The following is a 17409-nucleotide window of genomic DNA, read 5'->3' as shown; positions in this document are numbered from 1 at the left end:
AAAGGGTGGACTCTACCTTCTAAAGAATCTGCTGGCGCTTTTATCTAAACACTGTCAAGATTATGCCATGCCAATCCTGGCGAGCCCCATTTCTTACTGGAGGCCCTTGTATGTTCGACTCACTTTTCAGCGCAGGCAGCACCATCGCCCTCCCGGCCTGGGCGGCGCTCGGCGCAGCCCCATGGCTCGGGCGTGCCAAGCCGGTCATCTGGGCAACGACAGGCCTCGTCATTCCCGTCGGCCTGGGGCTGGCGTACTGGTGGCTGATGGCGACGTACTGGTCCGTGGCCGGTGGCGGCTACAGCTCGCTGTCGGCGGTGCATGCGCTGTTCCAGCATCCGGGCCTGCTCACCGCCGGATGGTTCCACTACCTCGCCTTCGACCTGTTCGTGGGCACATGGATCGCACGCGAAGGAGAGCGCGCGGGCATCGCGCCGGTGCTGCTCATTCCCTGCTTCGCCCTCACCTTCCTGTTCGGGCCTGTCGGCCTGCTGGCCTTCCTGGCGCTGCGGGTTGCGCCCGCATGCATGGCGCTGGCGCGCGAAGTGCATCGGCGGCAACCGCAGTTGACTTGGTTCGGCGGCCTGCTGCTCGCGGTGATGGTGCCAGCCCTCGTGGCTGCATGGCTCGATCCGCGCACGCTGAACGGCGTCGGCGTATGGGTCAAGCCGCTGAAGTTCATGGCTTCGGTCAGCCTCTACGCGCTGACCACCGCATGGCTGCTCGGCGACCTGCCGCGCGAGCGGCGCGGTGGCCGCATCGAACGCACCATCGTCGCGGTGGTGATCGCCATGGGCGTCTTCGAGGTCGGCTACATCACGCTGCAAGGCGCCCTCGGGCAGGCCTCGCACTTCAATGAAGACTCGACCTTCCACATCGTCATGTACAGCCTGATGGGCGTGGGTGCGCTGTCACTCAACGCCACGGCATTGCCGCTCGCGTGGCTGTTCGCGCGCCACGGCGATGCGCTGGCAGCGCCTTACCGGCTGGCCGTGGTGCTGGGGCTGGTCCTGACCTTCGTCGCCGGAGCGGGCGCGGGCATCGCGATCAGCCAGCACGGCGGATCGACCATCGGCGCCATCGCAGGCGGCGCAACGCTCCCCCTGTTCGGCTGGTCAGCCACCGGCGGAGATCTGCGCGTGCCGCACTTCCTCGGCGTGCACGCACAACAGCTGCTGCCGCTGGCGGGTGCGCTCATCAGCGTGTCGCTCATGCCATGGGGCCGTGCGGCAGTCTGGCTCCTGACGGGCCTCTACGCGGGGCTGATTCTGCGGATGTTCAGTCTGGCCTATGCGGGCGTGCCGCTGATTCCCCTCGGCCTTCAGGCCGCGGCATAGCGGTAGATCAGGAAGGTGCCCGAGCACAACACGGCGAGCGCCACCACCCTGAGAAACTGCTCCCGCGACAGGCGCAGCGTGATGCGCCGGCCGACCGCGGTGCCCACGAGCATGGCCGGAAACAGCAACGCCGCCAGCCACAGGATCGACGTCTGCGCGTACACGCCGGCCAGCAGGAAGAGCACGGCCCGCGTGAGCGTGCTGAGCCCGATCAGCGTCGATTGGGTCACGCGGACCTGCTCCTTCGCCGCGATACGCCCCGACAGGTAGATCGCATAGATGAAACCACCGCTGCCGAACATCGCCGAGAAGATGCCGCCCACGAAACCGAAAGGCACGGCCGCGCGCGGCGACAGGCGGGACACGGGCTTGATGCCGCTGAGCGAATACAGCGCATAGGCCACAGCAAAGATGCCCAGCGCCAGCAGCATCACCTGCGGCCGTCCGAGCAGCAGCAACGCCGCTCCGACAAGGCTGCCCAGCGCCAATACCGGCACCAGCCGCCGCAGCTCGCCAGTGTCAGCCGAACGCGCGTCGCGGCTCACGTTGACCACGGCTGCGAAGAAGTCGAGCAGAGCCAGAAGCGGCACGACGCTCGCCACCGGAATGAAGTTGGCCAGTACCGGCCCCGCAATCAACGCGGTGCCGAAGCCCGCAATGCCGAAGATGACGTAGGCGGCGACGACGCCCGCGCAGACGATGGCGAACTGCAGGGGCGTGACTGGCAAGGCACCGAAGAAAGAATCCATGCCTACGAATCTAGGGACTTCGGGCCTTGCACGCCAATGCCGAATGGGGCGCCCTTCGATCTCGAAATCAGCTGGATCCGCCGCGCGGCGCCTGCATGGCGGTGCGCAGCGAACCGACCAGGTCTTGCGCAAGCCGCGTGGCATCGTCCGCGCGCCACAGCACCAGCACGGTGGTGCTGACATCGTCGCCGTGCAGCGCAAGCAGCTTCACGCCCTCGGGCGCCATGCGTCCCATCGACTCGGGCACGATCGCAATGCCGAAACCCGCCTGCACCAGCGCCAGCTGCGACCATTTGCGCGAACGCACCTGCGCGCCCGTCGGATGATAGCCCTGTGCGCGACACAGCTCGGCCACGCGATGGCTCAGGCCGCCGCGTTCAAGATGCGGTGTCGCAACGAAGGGCTCGTGGCGCAGTTCGGTGATAGCCACGTGCTCCCGGCTGGCCAAAGCATGCGCGGCCGGTACGGCCACCACCAGCGGCTCGGAGAAGAGCGGCGCCTGCCGCACGCCTGGGTAGCGGCGCAGCACTGGTTCACGCGCCAGGCCGACGTCGGCGTCGCCTTGTTCGATGTCCAGCGCCTGATGCTCCGACGCGCGCTGCGACACCTCGATGGAAACGCCCGGATGGCGCTGCGCATGGTCCTTCAGGCATTCGAGCAAGCCATGCGTCAAGGGCACCGAGCTCGAATGCAGCAACTGCACCGTGCCCTCGATGCCGCGCTGCGCATGACGCGCGCCGACGGCCGCGCTCTCGAGGGCCGCAAGAATGCGCCGCGCGTCGGCGTACAGCGAACGGCCCGCGGGCGTCATCTCCAGATGCCGCGCATCGCGCTCCAGCAGCGGCACCTGCAGATCGCGCTCCATCTCCTTGACCTGCCGGCTCAGGGCCGACTGCGCAATGAAGAGGCGCTCGGCCGCAAGGCTGAAGCTGCCCGCATCGACGATGTCGACGAAATAGCGCAGCTGCTTGTGCGTGAGCATGGCGGGTCGGTCAGTCGCTCTTCGTGCGCAAGGCCTGGCCGGGCTCGGGGCCAGTCTCGGGCGCATTGCCCGTCATCATCTGGCTCAGCAGGTTCGAGAGCACGTCGCGCTGCGGCGCATCGAACATGCGCAGCAAATGCAACTCGGCCGCCGCGTGCCGCGGCATCGCTTCATCGGCCAGGCGAATGCCCTTTGCGGTGAGCTTGACCAGCACGCCGCGCCCGTCGTTCGGATCGATCGAGCGCTTGATCCAGCCTTCCTTCTCCAGCCGCTTCAGCAGGTTCGACAAACCACCCGAGGTAAAGAGAAGCGTGCTCTGCAGGCGCGACGGCGACAGCCTGTAGGGCGCGCCCGCCACGCGCAAGGTGGCGAGCACCGCGTACTCCTGGTACTTCATGCCGAAGGGCTCCAGCACCTGGTTCAGCGTGCGCAGCACCACCTCTTCGAGCCGCAGCAGCCGGCCGACCACGGACTTGCCGCTGCTGTCGATGTCAGGCCGCTCGCGCTTCCATTGCTGGATGCCGCGCTCGACCAGGTCGGCGCCGCCTTCCATCGGCGTTTCATCGGCCGGGACCACAGACTCGGCGGCCTCGGCGGCATCGTCGCGATGCCTCGCATCGCCTTGGGGCGGACGTCGATTCGACGCTTCTTTCTTGTGCGGCATGACGTGCTTTCCATCCAGGTTGATGCCAATGCGCTGCCATTGTGGTGCAGAGCGACGGCGCGGGTTGGTCCCTATCTTAAATGCCTTGCATTTATCTTTTGCGAAAGATAAAGTGAATTCCAACGCAGCCATACGGCCCTTCGTTCCGGGTTTTCCCCACAGGAGCTCTTCATGAAAACCATGTTCTCGCGCTGTCTCGTTTCCGGCTTGGTGGCCGTTCTTTTCGCAGGCACTGCACAGGCCGAGGAGCTCGTCGTGGGCATCTTCGGCGGCTCCTTCGCCGACGACTCCAAGACCTGCCATATCGCGTCGTTCGAGAAGAAAACGGGGGCCAAGGTCGCGCTCAAGCTGGGCAGTTCCTCGCAGTTCGCGGCCGCGATCCGCGCAACCGGCGGCAAGTCGGACTTCGACGTGGTCTACATCGACAACTCGCTCGCCGCGCAGCTCAAGAACGAGAAGCTGCTCGAGACCATCGACAAGAGCAAGCTCACGAACGCCGCCGAAGTGTCGCCGCGCGCGCTCGACAAGGACGGCCAATACGTCGTGTTCATGACCGGCGCGACCGTCATCGTCTACGACACCAAGCAGATCAAGACACCGCCCACCTCCTGGGCCGACCTTGCAAAGCCCGAGTACGACGGCAAGCTCGCCATCGGCGACATCAGCGGCACCTCGGGCTCGCAGTTCCTGATGGCGCTCAACCGCATGAAGGGCGGCACGCTCGCGAACATGGACGCGGGGTTCGCGGCCATCAAGCCGATCGCGAAGTCGTCGGTCACGCTCTACACGCAGGCTGACCAGATCGTGTCGCTGTTCGAACGCCAGGAGATCGCTGCGGCCGTGTGGTACCCCGACCGTGCCGGCTCGGCCATCGACAAGGGGCTGCCGCTGGCCATCGTCTATCCGAAGGAAGGCGCGGTGGGCATCCTGCCCGCACTGGTGATCCCGAAGGGCGCGAAGTCGCCTGCGCTCGCGCTCAAGTACATCGACGAGGTTCTGTCCAAAGAGGGCCAGACCTGCTTCGCGGAGCGCAAGTACGCGGGTCCGGTCAACACGCAGGTCAAGCTCAGCGACAAGGCCGCGAAGATCGTTCCCTACAAGGAGACCTTCGACAACCTCTGGCTGCCCGACCCCGAGGCCGTGGCCAAGTCGCTGCCCGACTGGACCAAGCGCTGGCAGCGCGAAGTGGCTCGCTGATCCACCGCGACCGCCACAACCGCAACCTCCAGGACCGACCGACATGCCGGCACTCACGCTCGACCGTCTCGAGAAACGCTACCCGGGTCCCACGGGCCACATTGCCGCACAGTCGGTCTCGCTGTCCGTCCACGACGGCGAGTTCATCTCCCTGCTCGGCCCCTCGGGCTGTGGCAAGACCACCGTGCTGCGCATGGTGGCCGGGCTGATCGAGCCGACGGGCGGGCGCATCCTCGTCGACGGCCGCGACGTGACGGCGCTGCCCACCAACAGGCGCAACATCGGCCTGGTCTTCCAGTCGTACGCACTGTTCCCGCACATGAGCGTGTTCGAGAACGTCGCCTTCGGCCTGCGTCGCCAGGGCGTACAAGGCAGCGAACTGAAGCAGCGCGTCGATCAGGCGCTGGCCAGCGTTCGCCTCTCCGCGCTCGGCGACCGCATGCCCAGGCAACTGTCGGGCGGCCAGCAGCAGCGCGTGGCAGTGGCGCGTTCGATCGCGCCGCGCCCCAGCATCCTGCTGTTCGACGAACCGCTGTCGAACCTCGACGCCTCGCTGCGCGACGAGATGCAGATCGAGCTCAAGCGCCTGCAGCGCGAGGTGGGCATCACCACGCTGTTCGTCACGCACGACCAGGGCGAGGCGATGTCGATGTCCGATCGCGTGTGCGTGCTCGCGCACGGCGTGGTGCAGCAGTTCGATACGCCCGAGGCCATCTACCACCGCCCTGCCACCGGCTTCGTCGCGAGCTTTATCGGCCGCCCCAACCGTCTCGCGGGCCGCGTGGTGCGCTCGCCCGAAGGCGCGGCCGCGGTGCAGTTGAACGATGGCCCGGTGCTTGCGGCCACGGCTGCCGATGGCATGGCCCAGGGCACGGCGGTCGACGTGGTGGTCCGCCAGGAAGACATCCGCTTCGCCGACGCGGCGGCGTCGAATGGCCCGACGCTTTCGGGCCGGGTGGCCATGCGCTCCTTTGTCGGCTCGCGCGTGCAATACCTGCTGGCCTTCGGCGGCACCGAGCTCATCGCCGAGGCGCTCACCAATGGCCCGCACGCCGGCCTGGCGGTCGACGCACCGGTGCGGGTGAGCGTCGAGCCGCAGCACGTCTACGTGACACCCACGGCAAGCCAGGCCACCGTATGACGCCGCGCAAGATCACCGGCACTCTGCTGGCGTCGCCACTGCTGCTGCTCCTGCTGCTGGCCTTCGTCGCGCCGGTGCTGCTGATGGTGCCGCTGAGCCTGCACCCCTACGTGCCCGGCACCGGCATCGCCGCCGGCTGGACGCTCGAGAACTACACCAGCATCGTCACCGACGAGTACTACCGCGAGGTGGTCGTGCGTACGCTGGTGCTGGGCTTCGGCGTCACCGCCATCTGCCTGCTGCTGGGCTACCCGCTGGCCTACTACATCGCGAATGCAGGCCCGAAGATGCGCCTGACGCTCACCATGCTCGTCATCTTCCCGATGCTGCTGAACCTGGTGGTGCGCTCCTTCGGCTGGATCGCGCTGCTCGCCAACCGCGGGCTGGTGAACAACCTGCTCATCGACATCGGCCTGATCGAGCGGCCGATCAAGATGATGTTCAACCTGTTCGGCCTGCTGGTCGGCATGTCACACATCTTCCTGCCATTCATGGTGCTGATGCTGGTGCCGGCCATCCAGGCGATCTCCAAGGACGTGCAGGCGGCCGCATACACGCTGGCCGCAAGCCGGCTGCGCGTGTTCTGGTCGATCACGCTGCCGATGAGCGCGCCGGGCATCCTGTCGGGCTCCATCCTGGTGTTCGTGTTGACCATCAGCGCGCTGGTCACGCCGCGCATGCTGGGCGGGCCCACCTACAAGGTGATGGCCACGCTGATCTACGACGACTTCCTGCAGACGCTCGACTGGCCCGCAGGCGCCGCGATGTCCTTCGCGCTCACCGCGCTCACGCTGGTGGTCATCGGCCTGTCGAGCCGCGTGCTCAGGCGCTGGGGAGGCAACGCATGAGCATCGAAGGCAAGAAGGCGCCGTTCCTCGCGGCCACGGCCATCGCGGTGGTCGTGTTCCTGCAGATTCCCGTGCTGGTGGTAATGCTCGCGGCCTTCAGCAAGACGGCCTACCTCACGATCCCGCCCAAGGGCCTGACCTTTCACTGGTTCGACGTGGTGCTGCGCGACCCCGAGTACCTCAGCGCCGCCTGGACCAGCCTGTGGCTCGCCACCGCCTCGACCGCCGCCGCGCTGGTGCTGGGCCTCATTGCCGCCTACGCCATTCACCGCCGCATGGTGCCCGGTGCGAGCGTGCTCACGTCGCTGTTCATGGCGCCGCTGATCCTGCCTTCGGTGGTGCTCGGCGTTGCGCTGCTGCAGTACTACACGATGACTGGCCTGCGCGGCAACTCGCTGGGCCTGTGGCTCGCGCACGTGGTCATCACCGTGCCCTACGTGGTGCGCGCGAGCCTGGGCAGCCTGTCGGCGGTCGACGAGTCGCTCGAGGACGCGGCACGCGTGCTGGGTGCCGACGGCTTCACGAGCTTTCGGCTGGTCACGCTGCCGCTGGTGAAGCCCGGCCTCGTCGCTGGCGGCCTCTTCGCCTTCATCACCTCGCTCGACAACGTGCCGGTCTCGGTGTTCCTGCTGTCCGCGAGCCAGACCACGCTGCCCGTGAAGATCTTCACCTCGGTCGAGCAGGGCGTGGACCCGAGCGTGGCCGCCGTCTCCACCCTGCTGATCGTGACCACCGGCGTCGTGCTGCTGCTGGCCGAGCGATGGACGGGCTTCCACAAGCACGTCTGAGCGCGCCCTGTTTCTTACCTCATTCTCTTACCCCATTTGCCAAGGAGTTTTTCGATGCCGACCACGAGCAAAGGCTTCCCGCTCATGCTGACCTTCGACCTCGACGCGGAGACCATGTGGACCGGCCGCGACCCCGCCAACGCGCAGCGCCCCATCCTCATGTCGCAGGGCGCCTATGGCTGGAAGGTCGGCATGCCGCGCATCCTCGCGCTGCTGGCGCGCTACGACATCAGCGCCACCTTCTTCATTCCCGGCGAAGTGGCCGACAAGCACCCGGACCTGGTACGCGAAGTGGTCGACAAGGGTCACGAGGTGGCGCACCACAGCTACAGCCACCGCTGGATCGTCAACCTCAGCCCCGCGGAAGAACGCGAGGAAATGGAGCGCGGCATGGAAACGCTCACCCGCCTGGCCGGCACCCGCCCACGCGGCTGGCGCTCGCCGGCGGCGGAATTCAGCAGCATCACGCTCGACCTGCTCAAGGAGTACGGCTTCGACTACTCGTCGAACTTCTTCGATGACGACTCGCCCTATCTGCTGGAAATCGGCGGGCAGCGAACCGACATCGTGGAGCTGCCCTTTCGCTGGGTGCTCGACGACGCGCCCTTCTTCCAGTACTCGATCACGCTGCCGGGCCGCACGCTGCAGGCACCCTCTGCCGTGCTCGAGGCATGGACGAGCGAGTTCGACATGCTCTACGCCGAAGACCGCATGATGATGGTCGGCATGCACCCGCAGATCATCGGCCAGCCATCGCGGCTCAAGGTGCTCGAAGGGCTCATCGAGCATGCGCTGGCGCACTCGGGTGTGTGGATCGACCGTTGCGACCGCATCTCCGACGACATGCGCCCGCGCCTGAAGGCGGCGGTCAAGGCATGACCACCGCCTTGCGCTTCGTGGTGAGCGGTGGCGCGAGCGGTATCGGCTTCGCGGTGGCACGGCTCGCGGTGGAACGTGGCGCGCGCGTCGTACTGCTGGACCTTGATGCGCCACGGCTGCAGGCATGCGTCGCGGCCTTGGGCGACGCGGCGCTGCCGCTGGTGTGCGACGTGACCGATGCATCGGCCGTGAAGGCGGCGGTGAACCATGCCGCCCAGTGGCTCGGCGGCATCGACGCGCTGGTCAACTCGGCCGGTGTCGATTCGCTCAAACCGCTGGAGCAGACCGACGACGCCGAGTGGGCCCACACGCTGGCCGTCAACCTCACGGGGCCGATGCTGATGTGCCGTGCCGCCATGCCGCACCTGCGCGCGGCAGGCGGCGGCAGCATCGTCAACATCTCGTCGGGCGCCGGCCTGCGGCCGCTGCCGAACCGCACCGCCTACTGCGCCACCAAGGCGGCCGTCATCATGTTCGGCAAGGCACTGTCCATTGAAGCGGCGGTCGACGGCATTCGCGTCAACGCGGTGTGCCCCGGCGCCATCGACACGCCTCTGTTTCGCACCAGCTACGAGCACAGCGACGACCCGGCACGCGCGCTCAACGAGATCCGCCAACGCTATGCACTGGGCCGTGTCGCCACGCCCGAGGAAGTGGCCGAGGCCGTGCTCTACCTGAGCGGCCCCGGTGCCAGCTACATCACCGGCACCGCGCTGGCCGTTGACGGCGGACGCACCTTCCACTGAAGGATCAAATGCCATGAGTTTCGACCATCGCATCGCCGTCGTCACCGGAGGCGGCCAGGGCATTGGCGCCGCCACGGTGCTCGACTTTCTGGACCAGGGCGCGCGCGTCGCCGTGCTGGACCTCGACTGCACCCCGCTCGCGCAGCAGCTTGCGACCAGGCCCGAAGCCGCCGCGCGCTGCTTGCGCGTGTCGGGCAACTGCACCGATGCCGCCGTCGTCTCGGCCTTCTTCGACCAGGTCGAAAAGGAACTGGGCCCGGTCGACATCCTGTTCAACAACGTGGGCCAGAGCGCGCGCGAACGCGGCGGCCTGTTCACCGAATCGGACGAGGCCGTGTGGCGCTTCGTCATCGAGGTGTCGCTGCTCACGACCATGCGCGCTGCGCGCCGCATCGCGCCCGGCATGAAGGCACGCGGCTTCGGGCGCATCGTCAACATGAGCACCGACGCAGCCTTTGCCGGCGACGTGGGTCTGGCCGACTACGCCGCCGCCAAGATGGGCGTGGTGGGCTTCACGCGCTCGTTGGCTCGCGAGCTCGCGCCGCACGGAGTGACCGTGAATGCGGTGTGCCCCGGCGCCATCCGCACACGCGCGCACGACAGGCTGCACCCCGAGGTGCTCGCGAAGATCGTGGCCGACACGCCCGCCGGCTTCGTCGGCTCGCCCGAGGACGTGGCTGCCACGGTGCGTTTCCTCGCGAGTGACGAAGCGCGCTTCATCACCGGCCAGACGCTGCTGATCGACGGCGGCCGCTGGATGCTCTGACCTCTTTTCAAGGACACGACCATGGACCTGATGGACCACAGCGCACGCGAGCTCGCCTCACTGATCCGCACCAAGGAGGCCTCGCCCGTGGAGGCGGTGCGCGATGCGCTCTCGCGCATCGAGGCGCGTCGCGAACTCAATGCCTTCATCACCGTGACCGGCGAGCAGGCGCTCGAAGCCGCGCGCCGTGCCGAGGCCGCCGTGATGGCCGGCGAGACACTCGGCCCATTGCACGGCGTGCCGTATTCGGTGAAAGACCTGACGCTCACGGCCGGTGTGCGCACCACCATGGGCTCGGCCATCTACGAAGACTTCGTGCCGAAGGAAAACGCCGTGGCCGTGGCGCGCGCCAAGGCTGCAGGCGCCATCCTCATCGGCAAGACGACCACGCCCGAGTTCGGCCACAAGCAGGTAGCAACCGCGCCGATCTTCGGCCGCACGCTGAACCCGATCGATGCGCGCTACACGCCTGGTGCGTCGAGCAGCGGCGCGGCGGTGGCAGTAGCGGCGGGCCTCGGCTCGCTCGCGCTCGGCACCGACGGCGGTGGCTCCATTCGCATTCCGGCTTCGTGCTGCGGCATCGTAGGGCTCAAGGCCACGCTGGGCGTGGTGCCGAACCTGCAGGCGCCGGATCTGTTCTCGGCCAATTCCTTCACCGGTCCGATGGCGCGCGACGTGGCCGACACGCAGTTGCTGTTCGATGTCATCAAAGGCTTCGACGCGCGCGATCCCTATGGGTTGGGCGGGCCGGTGCCGCAGCGTGCGATGCCCACGTCGCTGCGCGGCCTGCGCGTGGCGTGGTTGCCCACGGCCGGCAACCCGATCGACCCCGAAGTCGAGGCCGTGACGATGGCGGCCGTGCAGGCGATGGAACGCGAAGGCGCCATCGTCGAAACCGTGCAGCTGAACTTCGTGGCGCTCGAACGCCACTTCCTCGTGGTGCTGCAGTCGATGCTGGCCGCGCGCGTGGGCGCCAACCTCGAGCGCTTTGGCGACCGGCTCGACGCCACGCTGATCGACGCCGTACAAAAGGGCCGCCGCCACAGCGCGGTGGACCTGCACGACGCCACCTTCGCCAAGACCCGCTGTTTCACTGAATTGCAGACACTCTTCAAACGCTTCGACGTGCTGGTGTCGCCCACCGTCTCGGCGCCGCCGCTGCCCATCGACATGGATGTGAGCGGCGAAGTGGAGATCGGCGGCAGGCCCGCCGGCACCATCCGCGGCGCCTGGTATCCGTACACCTACCCGATGAACCTGACGGGCCATCCCGCGCTCTCGATGCCCTGCGGCAAGAGCGCAATCGGCCTGCCCATCGGGTTGCAGCTGGCGGGCCGCTGGTACGACGACGACCACCTGCTGGCCATCGCACGGCTCGTCGAGTGTGCGCTCGGCTGAAATTTTCTCCTCGTCCGACTCGCGCACGAGGCTTGGCGGGCGCCAGGTGGGTTCCGTCCTGTTTTTGCGTAGATGCGTACGGTTGGGCGGCGGTTCGCCGTCCCAGAATGAACCGGCCGTGCGAGGTACGGCACGCGCATTCCACAAAAGCCAAGGAGACCCTCATGATCACTTCCCGTCGCGGCCTGCTGGCCGGTTCCGCCGCCATGGCCACAGGCGCCATTGCCGGTTGTGCATTGCCTGCAGGCGCCAGCCGCACGCAGGCAACGCCGTTCGATGTCGCCGCATCGACCATTCCGATCGTCGGCAGCGAGCAGGTCTATCCGGTGCGCCGCATCTACTGCATCGGCCGCAACTACGAGGCCCATGCGCGCGAGATGGGCTCTGACCCGAGCCGCGAGCCGCCCTTCTTCTTCCAGAAGCCGGCCGACGCGATCCAGGTCGTGACACCCGGCGTGGTGGCCGACCACCCCTACCCGTCGCTCACGAAGAACTACCACTACGAGGTTGAACTGGTGGTCGCGCTGGCCAAGGGCGGGCGCAACATCCCGGCGAGCTCGGCGCTCGACTGCGTGTACGGCTATTCGCTCGGCCTCGACATGACGCGCCGCGACCTGCAGCGCGAGATGGGCGACCAGAAGAAGCCGTGGGAAATCGGCAAGAGCTTCGACCATTCGGCGCCCGTCGGGCCGATCCACCCGGTGGCGAAGGTCGGGCACTTCACCGACGGCGCGATCTGGCTCAAGGTGAACGGGCAGACGAAGCAGAGCGCCACGCTCAAGCACATGATCTGGTCGGTGGCCGAGCAGATCAGCCGGCTGTCGCAGGCATTCGAGCTGAAGCCGGGCGACATCATCTACTCGGGCACGCCGGAGAACGTCGGGCCGGTGGTGCGCGGCGACCTGATCGAGATCCATATCGACCGGCTGCCGGAGCTGTCGGTGCGGATCGTCTGAAGCGGAGGCGGCCCCACCATTTTTCCTACCAGATTGGTCTTGATCATCGGGGCTCCTGCATCTCCAGAGCCACCATGTCCCAGCCTCCGCAAGCCACCTACATCGACGACCTGCACGCCCCGCAGGTGTTCGCGGACGAAGTCTCTGGCTACTGGGTCAACGCGGGCTGTGTGCACATCACCTTCGATGCCAGCCGCGTCGACCACAGCTCCGACCGGTGCCCGGTCCATCGGGCCGCGGTGCTGCGCGTGACGCTGCCGATACCCATTGCGCAGGTGCTCGCGGTCAGCCTCTACGACTTCCTGAAGCAGCGCGGGCTGGCGCCGGCGCCTGGCAACGGGCACTGAGGGAAGCAAGCAGCACCCGACGGCGGGTGGCCTCCAAGATTTCTCCGAGATTCGACTTTAAAATGAGAAGCATTCTTATTTGCGAAGTGAGTCAATGTTGAATCCTGGACGCCAGAACACCGCCGGCACCGTCACGGTCCCCTCCCCGACTTCATTCAGGCGCAGCGCATTCGGCCCGCCCGCGCGCGCCACGCTGCTGGTGCTGTGGGCGGCCACCCAGATCGGTCGCGCGCACGCGCAGGAGGCACAACAAGGCAAGGAAGCCGCCTCCTCGCTGCCGACCGTCACGGTCACGGCCGAATCGCAGGACGACTCGCAGCAGCACCTCGGCGCCAAGGTGAGCAGCGGCGCGCTCGGTGCGCGCTCGCAGCTTGAAACGCCCTTCTCCACCACCGTCGTGACCAGCGAGGACATGGCCGAGCGCCAGGTCTCGAAGCTGGGCGACGTGTTCGCGCTCGACGCGTCGGTGTCCGATAACAGCGGCGCCTACAGCAGCTGGGCCAGCTACATCACGGTGCGCGGCCTGCCGCTGGACTGGCAGAACGCCTACCGCATCAACGGCCAGCCCTTTCTCAGCTACGCCATCACCATGCCCTACGAGCACTTCGAGCAGATCGAACTGCTCAAGGGCTCGTCGGGCTTCATGTACGGCTTTGGCTCGCCGGGCGGCATCGTCAACTACGTGACGAAGAAGCCGACCGACACACCAGTGCGCAGCATCGAGGTCGGCTACAAGACCGCCGGCATCTGGAGCGAGCACGTCGACCTGGGCGGGCGCTTCGGCACCGACGACCGCTTCGGCTACCGGCTCAACGCCACGCACGAGGAAGGCAAGACCTACAACGACGGCAACATCCGCCGCGACTCGGTGTCGCTCGGGCTCGACGCGAAGCTCACCGACAAGCTCACCTGGACCTTCGACTCGCTCTACCAGAAGCGCACCTCCACCGGCCAGACGCCATCGATCTACCTGGGCAGCTATACGGGCACGAGCCTGCCGTCCACGATCAGCGCCAACAACGCGAGCCTTGTGGGCCCTGGCCAGCACCTTGCCACCGACTTCAGGCTCTATTCGACCGGCCTGCAGTACCAGCTGTCACCCGACTGGACACTCAGCACCAGCTACAGCCACAGCAGCGCCACGCGCAGCCGCAACGAAGGCATTGCCTACCTGCATGACGCCGGCGGCAGCTACGACGACTACCGCTCCGACAGCGAAGAAGGCCACCGCTTCAACCAGTGGCAGGCCATGGCCACGGGCAAGCTGCGCACCGGCGACTTCGAGCACCAGGTAACGCTGGGCGCGTCGTGGCAGAAGCAGGTCAACTACTACAGCAGCAACGCCGTCTACCAGCTGGTGGGCACCGGCAGCATCTTCGGACAGAACACCAACAGCTACAACAGCGTGACGAACCTCACGCCCTACCGCAACAGCGATATCACGCAGCGCGCGGTGTTCGCGAGCGACACGCTGAAGCTGTCCGAGAAGTGGTCGGTGCTGGCCGGCCTGCGCAGCACCACCTACGAACAGGTCGGCTACGACACCACGGGCCTGCAGAACTCCACCTACCGAAAGAGTGGCGTGATCACGCCCACGCTGGCGCTGATGTACAAGCCCGCGCCCGACACCACGCTGTACACCAGCTATGTCGAATCGCTGGAGCCCGGCAGCACGGTGAGCAACCTCTACGCCAACGACGGCGCGCTGCTCAACCCGCTGAAGAGCCGCCAGTACGAACTGGGCGTGAAGACCGAGCGCGAACGCTGGAGCGCCACGGCCGCGCTGTTCCGCATCGAGCGTGGCGCCGAATACGCCAACAGCGCCAACGTGCTGGTGCAGGACGGCCAGTCGATCTACCAGGGCCTGGAACTCGGAGCTTCCACGCGGCTGGGCTCGCAATGGCAGATCGGCGGCAACCTGATGCTGCTCGACAGCTCGTACGAGCGCGGCAGCAGCTACGTCGGCAACCGCATGGCGGGTGCGCCGAAGCTGGTGGCAACGGCGCAGGTGTCGTACGCAGTGGCGCAGGTGCCGGGCCTCAAGCTGTCGGCCGACATGAAGTACACGGGCAACACCATGCTGAATGCGGCGAACCAGCTGACCGTGCCCGGCTACACCATCGCCAACATCGGCGCGAGCTACACGACGCGCATCAGCGGGCGCAACACGACCTTCCGCGCGGCCATCAACAACGTGGCGAACCGGAAGTACTGGGAATACCAGTACGACAACTACATCAAGCCCGGCGACCCGCGCACCTTCAGCCTGAGCGCCAAGCTCGACTTCTAAGCCTTCTCGCAGTCTCTGCTTCCTTGGCCGGCCGCCGTCTTCGACGGCGCGCCGGCTTTTGAATTACTGCAGCGGCCGATGGCCATCGGGGGGTCGGCATCCAATTTTTCTCCCCCTTTGAAGTTCACGATACGGGTCATGAACACCACCCCGCATCGCAACCCACACGGCGCATCGCACGCGCTGCGCTTCACCGGCCTGCCGGCGTTGGCGCATGCGGATAGCCACTCCCCGGGACTCACCATGCAAGCACGCTGGAGCAGAACACAGCCCGCCCTCGTCGCTGCGCCGCGGCTGAAGAAGTCCTTCTGGCTGTCGCTTCTTGCGGGCCTGCTGGCCTTCGGCGCGCTGGCGTTCGGTGTCTTCATGGCCGCGAGCGACACCGGCTGCGCAGCGCGTGAAGCCGGTGCTTCGGGCAACTACAGCCAATCGACGCTCGCGCCGATCACATCGGCCGGCACGGGCACAGCCAACAGCGGCAGTTGCAAGCGCAAACAGGAGCCCGGCCGCCTCGAGCATCCGAAGACGATGCTTTAGCACGCCCGCTTGCGACAGCCCACTTCAGAAGAAAGCACTTCCGTGTTCGATACCAAGCTCCTTGGTGGCGCCTCGCGGGTGCTCCGGCCACAGCCTTTTTTCAGTGCCCTTGTGGTGGAAAGTGATCCCGCCGTCGCGAGCCGCCTGAATAGCGTCCTGGGCGTCCTCGCGCCGGGACGGTGCGTGGTGCTTGTGCCCACGCGCGAAGAGGCCGATGCGATGCTCGCCACGCTGTCCTTCGACCTGGTGTTTGTCGATATGCAGCTCTATCCGATCGGCGACGGCGCGTCACTGATCGCCCACGTGCGTGCAATACAGCCACGCGCCCAGATCATTGCCCTGTCGGACACGGACGACCGTGAGCTGGCCCTGTCCGCATTCGCCTCGGGGGCGGTGGGTTACTTGCTGAGCGAAGCGGAAGACGCCGAGATCGCCCACACGCTGCGCGCCCTGACGAGCGGCGGCGCCGTGCTGGACCCGCGCGTGGCGCGCCACGTGCTGGCCATGTTCGCCGAGACGCTCGCGGTGCCAATCCGCGCCAACGACTTCCACGCGGACGGCGCCTTCCGCAAGCTCGAGCTCAGATCCCGGACCCCGGCGATTCCCGAGGGAACACGCCACGCTCTTCCGGGCTGACGCCGACACGAAGGCGCTTCTTCTCGCGCGGCAGCTCGTGCTCGACGAGGCAACGCCGGGCAAGGAGGAACGCCAGACGCCGGGCGTCCCAGGCCAGGAACATCGCCAGCAGCGCGACATCGCACACGGCCAGCGCGATCAGGGTGCGCCAATCCCACAGCCAGTCGAACGAAGTCATGAGTCGGTAGAGGTGATGAATGCGAAGTCCCGAGACTGAGCCCTTCGCATTGCCTGCGAATTTCACCGTGTTGCGGTGATCGCGGCTCAGGCTTCGCGCGTGCGCGTTACGGCGGGCACGAACATGTAGCCCTCGTTGCGCACGGTGCGGATCAGGTCGGCGCGCGTCTCGCCAAAGGCCAGCTTGCGGCGCAGGCGGCTGATCTGCACGTCGATGGCGCGGTCGTACGAATCGCTTTCGGCGCCGAGCGCGTACTGCACCAGCTGGTCGCGCGTGAGCACCCGCCGCGGGTGCTGCACCAGCGCGCGCAGCAGGCGGAACTCGCCGTCGGAGAGGTCCACCGGGCGGTCTTGCGGGTCATGCAGCAGGCGGGTTTCGAGGTCCATGCGCCAGCCGGCGAAGTACAGCATCTCGGGCTGCTGCGCCTCTTGCGCCGTGGCCGTGCCGGAAGGCGGCGGCACGGATTGTTGCGCCGGCAACCCGACAGCGGCCGCATGCGCGGTGCGGCGCAGCACGGTGCGGATGCGCGCCAGCAGTTCGCGCGGATTGCAGGGCTTGGCCAGGTAGTCTTCCGCGCCGATCTCCAAGCCCACGATGCGGTCGATGTCCGTGCCCACGGCCGACAGCATGATCACGGGCGGCCCGCCGATGCGCTGCAGCTCGCGCAGCGCGCTCAGACCGTCTTCGCCGGGCATCATCACGTCGAGCACGATCAGCGCGTAATCGGCCTGCGCGAGCCGCTCGCGCATTTCCGCGGGATGGCCGGCCGCATCGACATGGAAGCCGTGCTTCTCCAGGAAGGACGCCACCAGGCTGCGGATGCCGGCGTCGTCGTCGACGATGAGGATGCGGGTAGACAGGTTCACGTTACGGCGTATCGGGTAGCGGATCATAGGCCGGGCGCGGCCTCCGCCCGAAGCCCCGCGAGCCGTGAAATAAATTGCAATACGCTGAAATCCGGCTGCAACAT

19 protein-coding genes are annotated in these 17409 nt (G+C 66.9%); 14 read left to right on the top strand and 5 right to left on the bottom strand.

Features of this window, described 5'->3' with window-relative positions:
• Positions 1–110 precede the first annotated feature (110 nt).
• A complete protein-coding gene (locus ACSFBF_RS10900) occupies positions 111–1337 on the top strand; it encodes an ABA4-like family protein (RefSeq protein WP_435466766.1) in 1227 nt (408 codons plus the stop codon).
• On the opposite strand, the gene ACSFBF_RS10895 is transcribed toward ACSFBF_RS10900, so the two are convergent.
• The 3 genes from ACSFBF_RS10895 to ACSFBF_RS10885 form a co-directional block, all read right to left on the bottom strand.
• Complete coding sequence (locus ACSFBF_RS10895; RefSeq protein WP_435466764.1) at positions 1322–2086, bottom strand: sulfite exporter TauE/SafE family protein; 765 nt, start codon at positions 2084–2086, stop codon at positions 1322–1324. The genes ACSFBF_RS10900 and ACSFBF_RS10895 overlap by 16 nt on opposite strands.
• A gap of 67 nt (positions 2087–2153) precedes the next feature.
• Positions 2154–3068: a LysR family transcriptional regulator gene (locus ACSFBF_RS10890; protein ID WP_435466762.1), complete on the bottom strand. Its 915-nt coding sequence runs from the start codon at positions 3066–3068 to the stop codon at positions 2154–2156.
• Between the two features lie 10 nt (positions 3069–3078).
• Positions 3079–3732, bottom strand: a complete 654-nt coding sequence (locus tag ACSFBF_RS10885) for a MarR family winged helix-turn-helix transcriptional regulator (protein WP_435466760.1) — start codon at positions 3730–3732, stop codon at positions 3079–3081.
• Between the two features lie 171 nt (positions 3733–3903).
• On the opposite strand from ACSFBF_RS10885, the gene ACSFBF_RS10880 reads away from it, so the two are divergent.
• From ACSFBF_RS10880 to ACSFBF_RS10820, 13 genes are all read left to right on the top strand, one after another.
• Complete coding sequence (locus ACSFBF_RS10880; RefSeq protein ID WP_435466758.1) at positions 3904–4929, top strand: ABC transporter substrate-binding protein; 1026 nt, start codon at positions 3904–3906, stop codon at positions 4927–4929.
• 43 nt (positions 4930–4972) lie between these two features.
• Positions 4973–6070: an ABC transporter ATP-binding protein gene (locus ACSFBF_RS10875; RefSeq protein ID WP_435466756.1), complete on the top strand. Its 1098-nt coding sequence runs from the start codon at positions 4973–4975 to the stop codon at positions 6068–6070.
• Entirely contained in the window at positions 6067–6918 is an 852-nt protein-coding gene (locus ACSFBF_RS10870) for an ABC transporter permease (RefSeq protein WP_435466754.1), read from the top strand. The genes ACSFBF_RS10875 and ACSFBF_RS10870 overlap by 4 nt, the downstream gene beginning before the upstream one ends.
• Positions 6915–7706, top strand: a complete 792-nt coding sequence (locus ACSFBF_RS10865) for an ABC transporter permease (protein WP_435466752.1) — start codon at positions 6915–6917, stop codon at positions 7704–7706. The genes ACSFBF_RS10870 and ACSFBF_RS10865 overlap by 4 nt, the downstream gene beginning before the upstream one ends.
• Before the next feature lie 54 nt (positions 7707–7760).
• Entirely contained in the window at positions 7761–8585 is an 825-nt protein-coding gene (locus tag ACSFBF_RS10860; protein ID WP_093057392.1) for a polysaccharide deacetylase family protein, read from the top strand.
• On the top strand, positions 8582–9331 hold the full coding sequence (locus tag ACSFBF_RS10855) for an SDR family NAD(P)-dependent oxidoreductase (RefSeq protein ID WP_435466749.1): 750 nt from the start codon (positions 8582–8584) through the stop codon (positions 9329–9331). The genes ACSFBF_RS10860 and ACSFBF_RS10855 overlap by 4 nt, the downstream gene beginning before the upstream one ends.
• A 13-nt stretch (positions 9332–9344) precedes the next feature.
• Positions 9345–10097, top strand: coding sequence for an SDR family NAD(P)-dependent oxidoreductase (locus ACSFBF_RS10850; RefSeq protein WP_435466747.1), 753 nt, complete (start codon positions 9345–9347; stop codon positions 10095–10097).
• 21 nt (positions 10098–10118) lie between these two features.
• Complete coding sequence (locus tag ACSFBF_RS10845; RefSeq protein WP_435466745.1) at positions 10119–11495, top strand: amidase; 1377 nt, start codon at positions 10119–10121, stop codon at positions 11493–11495.
• A 164-nt stretch (positions 11496–11659) separates the two neighbouring features.
• The gene (locus ACSFBF_RS10840) at positions 11660–12451 is read left to right on the top strand and encodes a fumarylacetoacetate hydrolase family protein (protein WP_435466743.1); all 792 of its coding nucleotides are present in this window, start codon (positions 11660–11662) and stop codon (positions 12449–12451) included.
• A gap of 74 nt (positions 12452–12525) precedes the next feature.
• A complete protein-coding gene (locus tag ACSFBF_RS10835) occupies positions 12526–12798 on the top strand; it encodes a hypothetical protein (RefSeq protein WP_093057387.1) in 273 nt (90 codons plus the stop codon).
• A gap of 94 nt (positions 12799–12892) precedes the next feature.
• Entirely contained in the window at positions 12893–15088 is a 2196-nt protein-coding gene (locus ACSFBF_RS10830) for a TonB-dependent siderophore receptor (RefSeq protein WP_435466741.1), read from the top strand.
• 138 nt (positions 15089–15226) lie between these two features.
• Entirely contained in the window at positions 15227–15625 is a 399-nt protein-coding gene (locus ACSFBF_RS10825; RefSeq protein WP_435466739.1) for a hypothetical protein, read from the top strand.
• 42 nt (positions 15626–15667) lie between these two features.
• On the top strand, positions 15668–16261 hold the full coding sequence (locus tag ACSFBF_RS10820) for a response regulator (RefSeq protein ID WP_435466737.1): 594 nt from the start codon (positions 15668–15670) through the stop codon (positions 16259–16261).
• Here the strand turns inward: ACSFBF_RS10820 and ACSFBF_RS10815 are convergent.
• On the bottom strand, positions 16206–16439 hold the full coding sequence (locus ACSFBF_RS10815; RefSeq protein ID WP_435466735.1) for a hypothetical protein: 234 nt from the start codon (positions 16437–16439) through the stop codon (positions 16206–16208). The two genes, ACSFBF_RS10820 and ACSFBF_RS10815, sit on opposite strands and share 56 nt — an antisense overlap.
• Before the next feature lie 86 nt (positions 16440–16525).
• Positions 16526–17305: a response regulator gene (locus ACSFBF_RS10810; protein WP_435466733.1), complete on the bottom strand. Its 780-nt coding sequence runs from the start codon at positions 17303–17305 to the stop codon at positions 16526–16528.
• Positions 17306–17409 lie beyond the last annotated feature (104 nt).

The organism is Variovorax nivicola (assembly GCF_051216475.1).
GTDB lineage: Bacteria > Pseudomonadota > Gammaproteobacteria > Burkholderiales > Burkholderiaceae_C > Variovorax.
Note: the sequence above shows the minus strand (reverse complement) of the source record. Positions and strands in the feature narration are given on the sequence as shown.

What these genes read in the sequence shown, in the direction of transcription:
- ACSFBF_RS10900 (WP_435466766.1), top strand. Translation starts at nt 111, where the DNA reads ATGTTCGACTCACTTTTCAGCGCAGGCAGCACCATCGCCCTCCCGGCC.
- ACSFBF_RS10895 (WP_435466764.1), bottom strand. Translation starts at nt 2,086, where the DNA reads ATGGATTCTTTCTTCGGTGCCTTGCCAGTCACGCCCCTGCAGTTCGCC.
- ACSFBF_RS10890 (WP_435466762.1), bottom strand. Translation starts at nt 3,068, where the DNA reads ATGCTCACGCACAAGCAGCTGCGCTATTTCGTCGACATCGTCGATGCG.
- ACSFBF_RS10885 (WP_435466760.1), bottom strand. Translation starts at nt 3,732, where the DNA reads ATGCCGCACAAGAAAGAAGCGTCGAATCGACGTCCGCCCCAAGGCGAT.
- ACSFBF_RS10880 (WP_435466758.1), top strand. Translation starts at nt 3,904, where the DNA reads ATGAAAACCATGTTCTCGCGCTGTCTCGTTTCCGGCTTGGTGGCCGTT.
- ACSFBF_RS10875 (WP_435466756.1), top strand. Translation starts at nt 4,973, where the DNA reads ATGCCGGCACTCACGCTCGACCGTCTCGAGAAACGCTACCCGGGTCCC.
- ACSFBF_RS10870 (WP_435466754.1), top strand. Translation starts at nt 6,067, where the DNA reads ATGACGCCGCGCAAGATCACCGGCACTCTGCTGGCGTCGCCACTGCTG.
- ACSFBF_RS10865 (WP_435466752.1), top strand. Translation starts at nt 6,915, where the DNA reads ATGAGCATCGAAGGCAAGAAGGCGCCGTTCCTCGCGGCCACGGCCATC.
- ACSFBF_RS10860 (WP_093057392.1), top strand. Translation starts at nt 7,761, where the DNA reads ATGCCGACCACGAGCAAAGGCTTCCCGCTCATGCTGACCTTCGACCTC.
- ACSFBF_RS10855 (WP_435466749.1), top strand. Translation starts at nt 8,582, where the DNA reads ATGACCACCGCCTTGCGCTTCGTGGTGAGCGGTGGCGCGAGCGGTATC.
- ACSFBF_RS10850 (WP_435466747.1), top strand. Translation starts at nt 9,345, where the DNA reads ATGAGTTTCGACCATCGCATCGCCGTCGTCACCGGAGGCGGCCAGGGC.
- ACSFBF_RS10845 (WP_435466745.1), top strand. Translation starts at nt 10,119, where the DNA reads ATGGACCTGATGGACCACAGCGCACGCGAGCTCGCCTCACTGATCCGC.
- ACSFBF_RS10840 (WP_435466743.1), top strand. Translation starts at nt 11,660, where the DNA reads ATGATCACTTCCCGTCGCGGCCTGCTGGCCGGTTCCGCCGCCATGGCC.
- ACSFBF_RS10835 (WP_093057387.1), top strand. Translation starts at nt 12,526, where the DNA reads ATGTCCCAGCCTCCGCAAGCCACCTACATCGACGACCTGCACGCCCCG.
- ACSFBF_RS10830 (WP_435466741.1), top strand. Translation starts at nt 12,893, where the DNA reads ATGTTGAATCCTGGACGCCAGAACACCGCCGGCACCGTCACGGTCCCC.
- ACSFBF_RS10825 (WP_435466739.1), top strand. Translation starts at nt 15,227, where the DNA reads ATGAACACCACCCCGCATCGCAACCCACACGGCGCATCGCACGCGCTG.
- ACSFBF_RS10815 (WP_435466735.1), bottom strand. Translation starts at nt 16,439, where the DNA reads ATGACTTCGTTCGACTGGCTGTGGGATTGGCGCACCCTGATCGCGCTG.